Origin of the sequence: Streptomyces sp. NPDC017890, assembly GCF_044328675.1 — a bacterium.
Taxonomy (GTDB): Bacteria; Actinomycetota; Actinomycetes; order Streptomycetales; family Streptomycetaceae; genus Streptomyces.
This window is the reverse complement of sequence record NZ_JBIRHU010000012.1, coordinates 114628-127428: the sequence shown is the minus strand read 5'-3', so window position 1 is coordinate 127428 and position 12801 is coordinate 114628. Positions and strand designations below refer to the sequence as shown.

Annotated in this window: 11 protein-coding genes; 9 read left to right on the top strand and 2 right to left on the bottom strand. The window is 70.0% G+C overall.

The genetic code is table 11. The annotated features are described in order from the left end of the window. Positions 1-294: 294 nt before the first annotated feature. Positions 295-870, top strand: coding sequence for a YwqJ-related putative deaminase (locus ACH4F2_RS17805; RefSeq protein ID WP_398133632.1), 576 nt, complete (start codon positions 295-297; stop codon positions 868-870). A 97-nt stretch (positions 871-967) separates the two neighbouring features. Continuing rightward, entirely contained in the window at positions 968-1462 is a 495-nt protein-coding gene (locus ACH4F2_RS17800; RefSeq protein ID WP_398133631.1) for an SUKH-3 domain-containing protein, read from the top strand. Between the two features lie 18 nt (positions 1463-1480). Here the strand turns inward: ACH4F2_RS17800 and ACH4F2_RS17795 are convergent, their stop codons facing one another. After that, entirely contained in the window at positions 1481-2800 is a 1320-nt protein-coding gene (locus tag ACH4F2_RS17795) for a histidine kinase (RefSeq protein WP_398133726.1), read from the bottom strand. 464 nt (positions 2801-3264) lie between these two features. On the opposite strand from ACH4F2_RS17795, the gene glmU reads away from it, so the two are divergent. The 5 genes from glmU to ACH4F2_RS17770 all read left to right on the top strand — a co-directional run bounded on the left by glmU (position 3265) and on the right by ACH4F2_RS17770 (position 7943). Further along, positions 3265-4713 carry a bifunctional UDP-N-acetylglucosamine diphosphorylase/glucosamine-1-phosphate N-acetyltransferase GlmU gene (glmU, locus tag ACH4F2_RS17790; RefSeq protein ID WP_398133630.1) on the top strand — a complete coding sequence of 483 codons (1449 nt, stop codon included), beginning with the start codon at positions 3265-3267 and terminating at the stop codon, positions 4711-4713. Between the two features lie 135 nt (positions 4714-4848). Beyond that, positions 4849-5823 (top strand): ribose-phosphate diphosphokinase, encoded by a 975-nt coding sequence (locus tag ACH4F2_RS17785; RefSeq protein ID WP_398133629.1) that lies wholly within the window; start codon positions 4849-4851, stop codon positions 5821-5823. A 205-nt stretch (positions 5824-6028) separates the two neighbouring features. Further along, entirely contained in the window at positions 6029-6616 is a 588-nt protein-coding gene (locus tag ACH4F2_RS17780) for a 50S ribosomal protein L25/general stress protein Ctc (protein ID WP_398133628.1), read from the top strand. A gap of 100 nt (positions 6617-6716) precedes the next feature. Continuing rightward, positions 6717-7313, top strand: coding sequence for an aminoacyl-tRNA hydrolase (gene pth, locus ACH4F2_RS17775; RefSeq protein WP_398133627.1), 597 nt, complete (start codon positions 6717-6719; stop codon positions 7311-7313). A gap of 105 nt (positions 7314-7418) precedes the next feature. Continuing rightward, the gene (locus tag ACH4F2_RS17770; protein ID WP_398133626.1) at positions 7419-7943 is read left to right on the top strand and encodes a hypothetical protein; all 525 of its coding nucleotides are present in this window, start codon (positions 7419-7421) and stop codon (positions 7941-7943) included. A 122-nt stretch (positions 7944-8065) separates the two neighbouring features. Here ACH4F2_RS17770 and ppc read toward each other — a convergent pair whose 3' ends face one another. Further along, positions 8066-10801 (bottom strand): phosphoenolpyruvate carboxylase, encoded by a 2736-nt coding sequence (gene ppc / locus ACH4F2_RS17765; protein WP_398133625.1) that lies wholly within the window; start codon positions 10799-10801, stop codon positions 8066-8068. Positions 10802-11107: 306 nt separating this feature from the next. On the opposite strand from ppc, the gene ACH4F2_RS17760 reads away from it, so the two are divergent. Both ACH4F2_RS17760 and ACH4F2_RS17755 read left to right on the top strand, forming a co-directional pair. Next, complete coding sequence (locus tag ACH4F2_RS17760) at positions 11108-12124, top strand: acyl-CoA desaturase (RefSeq protein ID WP_398133624.1); 1017 nt, start codon at positions 11108-11110, stop codon at positions 12122-12124. Then, positions 12121-12798, top strand: coding sequence for a TetR family transcriptional regulator (locus tag ACH4F2_RS17755; RefSeq protein ID WP_398133623.1), 678 nt, complete (start codon positions 12121-12123; stop codon positions 12796-12798). The genes ACH4F2_RS17760 and ACH4F2_RS17755 overlap by 4 nt, the downstream gene beginning before the upstream one ends. Positions 12799-12801 lie beyond the last annotated feature (3 nt).

Below are 12801 nucleotides of genomic sequence, written 5' to 3'. Positions count from 1 at the left end.
TGCCCCCTGCGGCGTCTGTCTGATCTGTCTGCACTGATTGACCGCGCTGATTGACCGCGCTGCCCGGCCACCGCACGCGATCGCGGTGCCGACAGCCTATGCGGTACGGCAAGACCGGTCACCGGCACCGGACCCCGCACCCGACACCCACCCCTCCGCTTCCGTGACCAGCCGTCACCCTTCCGTGACGCAACGCCCACACCCGGGCGTGTCACCACGCCCCAGCTACCGCAGCAGCCACGGGATTTGGCACTCTGTGACCTTCGGGGGGATGCTCAGGAGGGGAAGATGATCATGAGTGCGACACAGACGGGACCCCACACCGGGCGGCCCGGCGAGCCCCGCGGCAACAATCCCCGCGGCAACGACCCCCGCAGCGCCGACCCGCGCGGCGGCGACCCCCGCATCGGCTGGAGCGCCGCCGAGGCCCCCCACGCCCCCACCCTCCAGCACCGCCGCGACGGCATCCTCCCCACCGTCGCCGCCGCCCTCTCCGTCCGCGGCACCACCCTCACCGGCACCGCCACCCGCGCCGACACACCCCCCGCCCTGCACCACCTCGTACAGGACTTCCTCGACACCCTCACCAGCGGCCAACGCGACCGTTACACCGGCCGCTGCGCCGAAACCATCCTCATCTCACGGCACCTCGCCATCGCAGACGCCGCCCGCAGCAAACGCGCCGCCCGAAAACCCATGACCAACGGCGAAGCCCGCAAAGCCCTCAGACACGCCAAACTCACCACCCGCCGCATCCGCGAGGACGGCGACCCCCTCCACGGCGGCTTCGCCACCCCCTGCCGCGCCTGCACCGCCCTCAGTGCCCACTTCGGCGTCCGCGTCATCGACCCCACGACGAACGACGACTGACCCCCCTCAGCCCCACCCCGACCCTCAGCCCCACCCCGACGACAACCGCCCGCACCCGCACAGCACCACCGAGCCGACCGAAACGAACCAAGGGCAGATGCACGCCGACCGCACCTCCACCACCCGCTTCCCCGTCCCCGTCGACGCCGCCCTGCGCGACGCCGGCTGGCAACCCGGACGCTGGGACATCAAGCAGGCCGAGATCTGGGCCGACACCCTGCGCGGACACACCTCACCCGCAGGACACCGGCACACCGTCTTCCCCGCCGCGGTGGAAGCCTGGGCCGAATTCGGCGGCCTCCACATCGCCCCCACCGGACCCGGCCGCCAGATCGCCCCCGCCACCCTGCACCTCGACCCCCTGCACGGCCTCCACATGGCCCGCACCCTCGGCGACCTCGGCCGCGCCCTGGGCACCCAGACCTGCCCCCTCGGCACCGAGACCGACAGCCACACCCTCATCGCCATCGACACCGAAGGCCGCGTCTACGCCCTCGACCACACCGGCGACTGGTACCTCGGCCCCGACATCGACCAAGCCCTCGCCACCCTCGTCGCCGGCACCCAGCCGACCCGCCTCACCACAGCCTGACCGACCCCGCCGACACGGCTACGAAGCCGGAATCACCGCCGACACCCGGAAACCCCCCGCATCCGTCGGCCCCGACACGAACACACCCCCCAGAGCGGCCACCCGCTCCTTCATCCCCACCAGCCCGTTGCCCCCCGACGGCAACCGCGCCGACGAGGCATGCGACACCTCCGGCGGCGGCTCGTTCTCCACCTGCATCGCGATCTCCGACACCCGATGCGCCAGCCGCACATACGTCTTCGCACCCGCCGCGTGCTTGTGCACGTTCGTCAACGCCTCCTGCACCACCCGGAACGCCGTCGACTCCACCTCCACCGCGTACGACCGCCCCTCCCCCTCCACCGACAGATTCACGACCATCCCGGCCGCCTCCGACTGCCCGATCAACTCGTCCAGCTCGGACAACCACGGCCCGTCCACCGACGCCTCCCCGCCCTCCACAGCACGCGAAGCCGCCGCCGCCGCGGCCGCCCCCACCGCCGCCAACGGCACCGACGCCCGCTCCGCACGCACCCCACCCCCACCACTGCGCAGCACCCCGAGCATCTCCCGCAACTCCGTCAACGCCTGCCGCCCCATGTCCCCCACCAGCGCGGCGTTCTTCACCGCCTTCTCCGGATCCTTCCGCGCCACCGCCTGCAACGCCGCCGCGTGCACCACCATCAGACTCACCCGGTGCGCCACCACGTCGTGCATCTCCCGCGCGATCCGCGTCCGCTCCTCACCCCGCGCCCACTCCGCGCGCTCCTCCGCACGCTCGGCGAGCAACTGCAACTCCCGCTCCAGACTGTCCGCCCGCTCCCGCAGACTCTCCATCAACCGCCGTCGCTGCCCCACATACAGGCCCAGCAGCAACGGCGGCGCGGTCGCCCCCAGCGACATCGTGATCGACGCGAACGGCAGGAACCAGTCCCCGAAGTGCATCTCCTCCTGCGACGCGTCCTGCCCCAGCCGGACGAACGTCACGATCAACGTCCCCAGCAACGACATCCCGGCCAGCGCACCGATGATCCGCCGCGGCAACTCGGACGCCGCCAGCGTGTACAGCCCGACGATGCCCATCAGAAGGCCCATCTGCGCGGGCGTGATGGCGATCGCCACCAGCACCACCGCGATCGGCCACTTCCGTCGCACCACCAGCACCGAACCGGCCAGCAACCCGAAGACGACCCCCGCCGCCCACGGAATCCCGGCATCCCGCGCGAACGGAAACCCCTCCGCCGCGCACTCCAACGCGGACACGACACCGAGGCTCACATCGAGCACCGCACCGCGCCGCCTGTCCCACCACCAAGGCCCACCCCGGGCCGGTACGTGTTCTTCCCCCGTCGTGGTCATACCCTCCAGCCTACGGGCGGCGGGCGGCACATTTCCGGCGACTTTCGACAAGCGATACGACGCGATACGCCTCGAACCGGCGAACCCTGCGACGCCCCCTCCGGAAGCAAGAATTCCGGCCGAACGTTCCGACCGAACGGTATGACCGGGCCCGCCCTCGCCGACCGCGGCGCCCACCGCAAGACGGCGACCTGTACCGTCGCGTCGAAGGCTCCTGGTACGGCATAGTGTTGGGTGCCGACTCGGCGACCTAACCGAATGTCCGGTTCAGTCGAGTTTTATCCCCCATGGTGTAATCAGGCAGCACTGAGGGTTTTGGTCCCTTAAGTTCAGGTTCAAATCCTGATGGGGGAGCTCTTGTTCGGGCCCTGACGCCACCGTCAGGGCCCGCACTCATGTCCCCCCCAAACCACCCCGGTATCCTGCGGATGTCCACCCCCACCCCCTCAGCCGAAGGGCATCCCGTGAGCGCCATTCGCCCGGCCGCCGTCGTCGTTCTCGCAGCGGGTGAGGGCACCCGTATGAAGTCGGCCACACCCAAGGTCCTGCACGAGCTGTGCGGCCGGTCCCTCGTGGGGCACGTGCTCGCCGCCGCCGGTGAGCTGGACCCCAAGGACCTGGTCGTCGTCGTCGGGCACGCCCGTGAGAAGGTCACCGCGCACCTCGCCGAGGTCGCCCCCGACGTACGCACCGCCGTGCAGGAGCAGCAGAACGGCACCGGGCACGCGGTGCGGATGGGGCTGGAGGCGCTGGGCGGTGCCGTGGACGGCACGGTCGTGGTCGTCTGCGGTGACACTCCGCTGCTGTCCGGCGGGACGCTGCGGGCGCTCGCCGCCACCCACACCGCCGACGGGAACGCCGTGACGGTGCTGACGGCGGAGGTGCCGGACGCGACGGGGTACGGCCGGATCGTGCGGGACGGGGCTTCCGGTGCGGTGACGGCGATCGTGGAGCACAAGGACGCCTCGGAGTCGCAGCGGGCGATCCGTGAGATCAACTCGGGTGTGTTCGCCTTCGACGGGCAGCTGCTCGCGGACGCGCTGGGGAAGGTGCGGACGGACAACAGCCAGGGCGAGGAGTACCTCACCGACGTGCTCGGGATCCTGCGTGAGGCCGGGCACCGGGTGGGTGCTTCGGTGGCCGGCGACCACCGGGAGATCGCGGGGATCAACAACCGGGTGCAGCTCGCCGAGGCCCGGCGGATTCTCAACGACCGGCTGCTGACCGGCGCGATGCTGGCCGGTGTGACGGTGGTGGACCCGGCGACGACGTGGGTCGATGTGACGGTGACGTTCGAGCAGGACGTGGTGGTCCACCCGGGTACGCAGCTGCACGGCTCGACGCACCTGTCCGAGGGCTGCGAGGTGGGGCCGAACTCCCGGCTCACCGACACGCGCGTGGGTGCGGGCGCCCGCGTGGACAACACGGTCTCTTTCGGTGCGGAGGTGGGCGCCGAGGCGACCGTGGGTCCGTACGCGTACCTGCGTCCCGGTACCCGGCTGGGGTCGAAGGCGAAGGTCGGTACGTACGTCGAGACGAAGAACGCGTCGATCGGTGAGGGGACGAAGGTTCCGCACCTGTCGTACGTGGGTGACGCGACGATCGGCGAGTACTCCAACATCGGTGCCGCGAGCGTGTTCGTGAACTACGACGGGCAGGACAAGCACCACACCACCATCGGCTCGCACTGCCGTACGGGTTCGGACAACATGTTTGTGGCTCCTGTCACGGTCGGGGACGGTGCCTACACCGCCGCCGGGTCGGTGATCACGAAGGATGTGCCGCCCGGTTCACTGGCCGTGGCCCGGGGCCAGCAGCGGAATATCGAGGGTTGGGTGGCTCGGAAGCGTCCGGGGAGCGCGGCGGCGAAGGCGGCCGAGGCGGTGTCCCGGGAGGCCGGCGGCGAAGGCTGACCGGAAACCGGCGCGTCGAACACGGCGTACCGTGATAAGTGCACATCCGCACCCCACCAGCTGAGACGCCTCCCGCACCCAGCCGGAAGAGCGCCCTGTGACGTTCAGCTGCGAAACCTCTGAGGAGAAAGTGCTGTGACCGGGATCAAGACGACCGGCGAGAAGAAGTTGATGTTCTTCTCCGGCCGCGCCCACCCCGAGCTTGCCGAGGAGGTCGCCCAGCAGTTGGGTGTCGGGGTCGTCCCGACGAAGGCCTTCGACTTCGCGAACGGCGAGATCTATGTGCGGTATCAGGAGTCGGCGCGTGGTGCGGACTGCTTTTTGATCCAGAGCCACACGGCTCCGATCAACAAGTGGGTCATGGAGCAGTTGATCATGATCGATGCGCTGAAGCGCGCGTCGGCCCGCTCCATCACGGTCATCGTGCCGTTCTACGGTTACGCGCGGCAGGACAAGAAGCACCGGGGGCGTGAACCGATCTCGGCGCGTCTGATCGCCGATCTGATGAAGACGGCGGGGGCCGACCGGATTCTGACCGTGGATCTGCACACGGACCAGATCCAGGGCTTCTTCGACGGTCCGGTGGACCACCTGTTCGCGCTGCCGCTGCTCGCGGACTACGTGGGTGCGAAGGTGGACCGGTCGAAGCTGACGGTGGTGTCTCCGGACGCGGGCCGGGTGCGGGTGGCGGACCGGTGGTGCGACCGGCTGGGTGCGCCGCTGGCGATCGTGCACAAGCGGCGTGACAAGGACGTGGCGAACCAGGTGACGGTGCACGAGGTCGTCGGTTCGGTGGAGGGCCGGATCTGCGTCCTGGTGGACGACATGATCGATACGGGTGGCACGATCTGTGCGGCGGCGGACGCGCTGTTCGCGCACGGTGCGGAGGACGTCATCGTGACGGCGACGCACGGTGTGCTGTCGGGTCCGGCGGCGGACCGGCTGAAGAACTCGAAGGTGAGTGAGTTCGTGTTCACGAACACGCTGCCGACGCCGAACGAGCTGGAGCTGGACAAGATCACGGTGCTGTCGATCGCGCCGACGATCGCGCGTGCGGTGCGTGAGGTGTTCGAGGACGGTTCGGTGACGAGCCTGTTCGACGAGCAGTGAGCGTCGTGCAGTAACCGTTCTGCAAGATCGTTTCACGTAGATCGTTTTGGGTGCGGCCTCCCTCTCCGAGTAGACTGCTGAAGTTGCTCGGCGAGGGAGGCCGTACCCGTTTCACGGGTGTGGCGGTCCGTTATCGACGCGCTCTTCGTAGCAGGCCGTTCGTGGCCGGGTGACCACGTCCGTTCTGATTTCACGAGGAGTGATCATGGCTGAGGTAAAGCTCACCGTCGAGACGCGCACCGAGTTCGGCAAGGGTGCCGCCCGTCGTATCCGCCGCGACAACAAGGTCCCGGGTGTTCTGTACGGTCACGGTTCGGACCCGATCCACCTGACCCTGCCGGGCCACGAGCTGCTGCTCGCGCTGCGTACCTCCAACGTGCTGATCGCGCTGGACATCGACGGCAAGACCAACGAGCTGGCGATCCCGAAGTCGGTCCAGCGTGACCCGATCAAGGGCTTCCTGGAGCACGTCGACCTGCAGCTGGTGACGCGCGGCGAGACCGTGTCGGTCGAGATCCCGGTGCAGGCCGAGGGCGAGCTGGCCCCGGGTGGCTTCCTGCTGGAGTACGTCCTGGACGCGCTGCCGGTCGAGGCCGAGGCCACGCACATCCCGCAGCAGGTGACCGTGTCGGTGGCGGGTCTGGAGGCCGGTGCCTCGGTCCTCGCCAAGGACATCGCGCTGCCGTCCGGTGTGAAGCTGGCCGTCGAGGACGACACCGTCGTCCTGCAGGTGCTGTCGGCGCAGGCCGAGGAGGCCCCCGCCGAGGGTGGCAGCGAGGCCGCCGAGGCCTGATCCCCTACGGTCAACGTGTGGTCGGCCGCTGCTCCCGTGCGGGGCAGCGGCCGACGCGTATGCAGGTGACGGGTCCGAAGGATACGAAGGAGACACGGACGTGACGACGGACGCGGGTGCGCCCTGGCTGGTGGCCGGTCTCGGCAACCCGGGCCCCGAGTACGCCTCGAACCGGCACAACGTCGGTTTCATGGTGGCGGATCTGCTGGCGGAGCGGATCGGGGCGCGGTTCAAGCGGCACGGCAAGGCGCAGGCGCAGGTGGTCGAGGGGCGGATCGGGCCGCCCGGGCCGGCCGGCCGGCGGGTGGTCCTGGCGAAGCCGATGTCGTTCATGAACGTGTCGGGTGGGCCGGTGACGGCGCTGCGGGACTTCTACAAGGTGCCGGTCTCCCACATCGTGGCGGTCCACGACGAGCTGGACATCGACTACGGCGTGCTGCGGCTGAAGCTGGGCGGCGGGGACAACGGGCACAACGGGCTGAAGTCGATCACGAAGGCGTTGGGCGCCGACTACCACCGGGTGCGGTTCGGGATCGGCCGGCCGCCGGGGCGGATGCAGGTGGCGGACTTCGTGCTGCGGGACTTCTCGTCGACGGAGCGCAAGGAGCTGGACTACTTCGTGGACCGTGCCGCGGACGCGGTGGAGGCGCTGGTGATCGAGGGGCTGGAGCGGGCGCAGAGCGCGTACAACTCCTGACGCGTGTCGCCCGCTCGACTCCTGACGCGTGTTGCCCGCTGTACAACTCCCGACTTGTCCGTCGATGGTGCGCGGGCGAGTTGACCGGGCGCGCGGGTATGGCCAATGATCCCGGCCATGCCTGCCTCAGCCCCTGCCGCCGTCGCCGTCGCCGCCCGCTCCCGTCAGGCCTCGCGTGCGGTGCTGCGGTTCGGCCGGGTCGCGGCGATGGGGGCGGTCACCGCGCTGATCCTGATCGCGGGGGTGTGGGCGTCCTGGGGTACGGCGCAGCACGTGCTGCTGACCAAGGGGCGGGAGCAGGGCACGGTCGAGGTGACGCGGTGCGGCGGGGGTTCGTGCAGTGGTCCGTACGCGCCGGTGTCCACGGGGTCGCAGGCGCGGGAGCGGGTGGTCATCGAGGATTCGGTCGCCTTGGCGAAGGGGCGGACGTACTCGGTGGTGGTGAAGCCCGACGGTGAGAGTGTGGTGCGGTCGGGTCCGGCCGGGGTGCTGTACGCGTGGGTGCCGTTGGGTGGTGCGCTGCTGCTGGCGTCGGTGGTGGTGGCGGGTGGTCTGCGGCGGACGCGGGCGGCGTGGGTGATGGCCGGCGCGGGTGGCGCGTTGCTGACGGCGGCGTTCTTCGTGGTGTGAGCCCCGACGCGCCCGGATGTGCCGGTGCGCCCGGATGCGCCGGTGCCCCCGGATGTGCCGGTGCCCCCGTGCTCACGTGGTGAGCGCGGGGGCACCGGCATGTGCGGGGCGGCGGTTCCGGGTCAGCCGGTGTTGCGCAGGCCCGCGGCGACGCCGTTGACCGTGAGGAGCAGGGCTCGGGCGAGCAGCGGGTCGGCTTCCTCGCCGGCGGCGGCGGCTTCGCGCTGGCGGCCGAGGAGGGCCACCTGGAGGTAGGAGATGGGGTCCAGGTAGGCGTCGCGGATGGTGAACGTCTGCTTCAGGACGGGGTCGGCGTCGAGCAGTTCGGTCTCGCCGGTGACGCGCAGGACTTCGGCGACGGTGAGCTCGTGCTCGGCCTTGATCCGGTCGAAGACGTGCTTGAGCTCGTCGGGGACGAGGGTGTCGACGTAGTGCTGGGCGATGCGCAGGTCGGTCTTGGCGAGGGTCATCTCGACGTTGGAGATGAAGTTGCGGAAGAAGTGCCACTGCTGGTGCATCTCGTCGAGGACGGTGTCGAGGCCGGCCTCGCGCAGGGCCTTGAGGCCGGAGCCGACTCCGTACCAGCCGGGGACGATCTGCCGGGACTGGGTCCAGCCGAACACCCACGGGATGGCGCGCAGTCCGTCGAGCGAGACGCCCGAGCCGGGGCGGCGGGAGGGCCGCGAGCCCAGGTGCAGGTCGGCGAGCTGGTCGACCGGCGTGGAGGCCAGGAAGTACGTCGGCAGGTCGGGGTCCTCGACCAGCTCGCGGTAGGCCGTGTGGGCCGCGTCGGAGACGGCGTCCATGGCGGCGTCCCAGCGGGCGAGGGCCTCGTCGGACTGGCGGGGTGCGGTGTGCAGGGCGGAGGCCTGGAGGGTGGCGGCGACCGTCAGTTCCAGGTTCTCCCTGGCCAGGGCGGGGATGAGGTACTTGTCGGAGATGACCTCGCCCTGCTCGGTGACCTTGATCTCGCCCTCCAGGGTGCCCCAGGGCTGGGCGAGGATCGCGTCGTGGGTGGGGCCGCCGCCGCGGCCGACGGTGCCGCCGCGGCCGTGGAAGAGACGCAGGCGTACGCCGTAGCGGTGGGCGACGTCGCGCAGGCGGCGCTGGGCGCGGTGGATCTCCCACTGCGAGGTGGTGATGCCGCCGAACTTGGAGGAGTCCGAGTAGCCGAGCATGACCTCCTGTACGTCGCCGCGCAGGGCGACCAGGCGCCGGTAGGAGGGGTCGGCGAGGAGGTCCTCGAGGATGGTGTCGGCGGCCTTGAGTTCGTCGGTGGTCTCCAGGAGCGGCACGATGCCGATCTTGGCCCAGCCGGCGTGCAGGTCGATGAGGCCTGCCTCGCGGGCGAGGACCGCCGCGGCGAAGACGTCGTCGGCGCCCTGGCACATGGAGATGATGTAGGACTCGATGACCTCGGGGCCGAAGACTTCCAGGGCGCGCTTGACGGTCTGGAAGACGCCGAGGGTCTTCTCGCCGGCGGCGTCGACGGGTGCCGGGGTGGGGGCCAGCGGTCGCCGGGACCGCAGTTCCTTGGCGAGGAGCTTGGCGCGGTACTCGCGGGGCATGTCGGCGTAGCGCCAGGATTCCTCGCCGAGCCGGTCGAAGAGCTGGCCGAGGGCGTGGTGGTGGGCGTCGGCGTGTTCGCGGACGTCCATGGTGGCGAGCTGGAGGCCGAAGGCGGCGAGGGTGCGGATGGTGCGGGCGAGGCGGCCGTCGGCGAAGAGGCTGCCGCGGTGTTCGCGCAGGGAGGTCTGGACGAGCCGCAGGTCGTCCAGGAGCTGGGCGGTGCCGAGGTAGTCGCGGCCTGCCTCGTGGGGGGTGCCCTTGGCGAGGCGCTGCTTGGTGTTCTCCAGCTTCTGCCGGATGCAGGTGGCCTTGAGGCGGTAGGGCTCCTCGGCGTTGAGACGCTTGTAGCGGGGGCTGATCTCGGGGAGGAGTTCCAGGTCGGTCTGGAGCGAGGCCAGGAGTTCCTCGGTGGCGCCGGCGTAGCGGATGGAGTTGGAGAGGAAGCCGCGCAGCTCGTCGATCATCTCCAGGGCGTCGTTGATGCCGTGTTCGTGCTGGAGGATGAGGACGTCCCAGGTGACCTGGGGGGTGACGTTGGGGTTGCCGTCGCGGTCGCCGCCGATCCAGGTGCCGAAGGTGAGCGGGCGGGTGTCGTCGGGGAGCTTGACGCCGGCGCGCTCCAGCTCCGCCGTGAGGTCCTCCAGGACGTCGCCGACGGCGCCCGCGTGCAGCTCGTCCAGGTAGTAGATGGCGTTGCGGGCCTCGTCGGCGGGCTCCGGGCGGACCACGCGCAGCTCGTCGGTCTGCCAGATGAGGTCGATGTTCTCGGCGAGGCGGGTGTCGAGGCGGCGCCGGTCGGATTCGATGACCGGGGTGTCCAGGAGGGCGGCGATGCGGCGCAGCTTGTTGAGGACGGAGCGGCGGGCGGCCTCGGTGGGGTGTGCGGTGAAGACGGGCCGGACGTTGAGGTTGCGGACGGTGTCGCGCAGGTGCTCGGGGTCGGCGTCCTTCAGGCGGTCGGCCGTGCGGGCGAGCAGTCCGCCCTCGGCGGCGCGCTTGGCGCCCAGTTCTCGGCCGCGGTGGACCTGCTCGGTGACGTTGGCGAGGTGGAAGTAGGTGGAGAAGGCGCGGACCAGCTTGGCCGCGGTCTGCAGCTCGGTGCCGCGCAGCAGTTCCGCGGCGGCCTCGCCGTCCTCTCGGGTGAGTCGGCGTACCTTCTCGACGAGTTCCAGCAGCTCGGGGCCTTCCTGCCTGACGAGGGTCTCCCCGAGGAGATCACCCAGCCGGCGGATGTCGGCGCGCAGTTCGCTGCTGGTCGTCGTGGTGGTCTGGTCGTCGGCACTGCTCACAGGTGCGGCTCCTTGCAGTGTTGAAGCTCGTCTGGGAGGGAACCCGGACGGCCGTCTCGCGCGGCGGGAGCCGCTTACCGGGCCGGACGTCCGGGAAGAAATCAGAGCGGACCGCGCTGTCCGACCGACTCCAGGATAGGTGTCGGCCAGGACGCGCAGGCTCTCGGGCTCTTGCCGCGCGGCAACGCGCTGCCATACTTACGTCGCCGTAGGTTACGGAACCGTAGGAACACTGTGCGTGGTTTCCGAAGCCCGGCACCGGACACAACCCCCCGACCCCCACCTTCGACCCCACAGGGGACGCGCATGACCACGAGTTCCGATGTGATCCCAGAAGCTCCGCAGCCGCCCCCCGAGGGCGGCGCCGCCGCGCCCTCCGCCACGCTGGGCGGTGAGCAGAAGCGGTCACTCGAACAGATCACGCTGCTGATGTTCATCACCGTTCCGTTCCTCGCGCTGGTGGCGGCGGTGCCGCTGGCGTGGGGGTGGGGCGTGAGCTGGCTGGACCTGGGTCTGCTGGTCTTCTTCTACTTCCTGGGCTGCCACGGCATCACCATCGGCTTCCACCGTCACTTCACCCATGGTTCCTTCAAGGCGAAGCGGCCGTTGAAGATCGCGTTGGCGATCGCGGGTTCGATGGCGGTCGAGGGGCCGCTGGTCCGCTGGGTGGCCGATCACCGCAAGCACCACAAGTTCTCCGACGACGAGGGTGACCCGCATTCGCCGTGGCGGTACGGCGAGACGGTGCCGGCCCTGATGAAGGGCCTGTGGTGGGCCCACATCGCATGGATGTTCGATGAGGAGCAGACCCCGCAGGACAAGTACGCGCCGGACCTGATCAAGGATCCGGCGCTCCGTGCGATCTCCCGTCAGTTCGTCCTGTGGACGGCGCTGTCCCTGGCCCTGCCGGCGCTGATCGGCGGCCTGGTCACGATGTCCTGGTGGGGGGCGTTCACCGGCTTCTTCTGGGGTTCACTCGTCCGGGTGGCGCTGCTGCACCACGTGACGTGGTCGATCAACTCGATCTGCCACGCGGTCGGCAAGCGTCCGTTCAAGTCGCGGGACCGTTCGGGCAACGTGTGGTGGCTGGCGGTCCTGTCCTGCGGTGAGTCCTGGCACAACCTGCACCACGCCGACCCGACGTCGGCGCGGCACGGCGTGATGCGCGGCCAGCTGGACTCCTCCGCCCGTCTGATCCGCTGGTTCGAGCAGTTCGGGTGGGCGTACGACGTGCGGTGGCCGTCACGCTCGCGTATCGATTCCCGCCGCAACACGGACCAAGATTCCTCCCGCCGCCGGAAGGAAACCGTCGAGGCGGCATGATGGTCGGCGTGGCGACCGACTCCAGCAGCACCCCGAGCAATGAGAAGCCCCGGCGCGCGCGTCGCACCCGGATGACCGGTGCCGAGCGCCGCCAGCAGTTGCTGGAGATCGGTCGCACCCTCTTCGCGGCGAAGGGTTTCGAGGGCACGTCGGTGGAGGAGATCGCGGCGAAGGCCGGGGTGTCCAAGCCGGTGGTGTACGAGCACTTCGGCGGCAAGGAGGGGCTGTACGCGGTGGTGGTGGACCGTGAGATGCGGCGGCTGCTGGACATGGTGACCAGCTCCCTGACCGCCGGCCATCCGCGTGAGCTGTGCGAGCAGGCGGCCTTCGCGCTGCTGGACTACATCGAGGAGTACACGGACGGATTCCGCATCCTGGTCCGCGACTCCCCCATCCCGCAGTCGACGGGTTCCTTCGCCTCCCTCATCTCGGACATCGCCACCCAGGTGGAGGACATCCTGGGCCGCGAGTTCAAGAGCCGCGGTTTCGACGCCAAGCTGGCCCCGCTGTACGCGCAGGCGCTGGTCGGCATGGTGGCGCTGACCGGGCAGTGGTGGCTGGACGTGCGCCGTCCGAAGAAGGCGGAGGTGGCGGCGCACCTGGTGAACCTGGCGTGGCACGGGCTGGACGGCCTGGAGCCGAAGCCGCGGCTGATAGGGCATCGCAAGAGCTAGGAC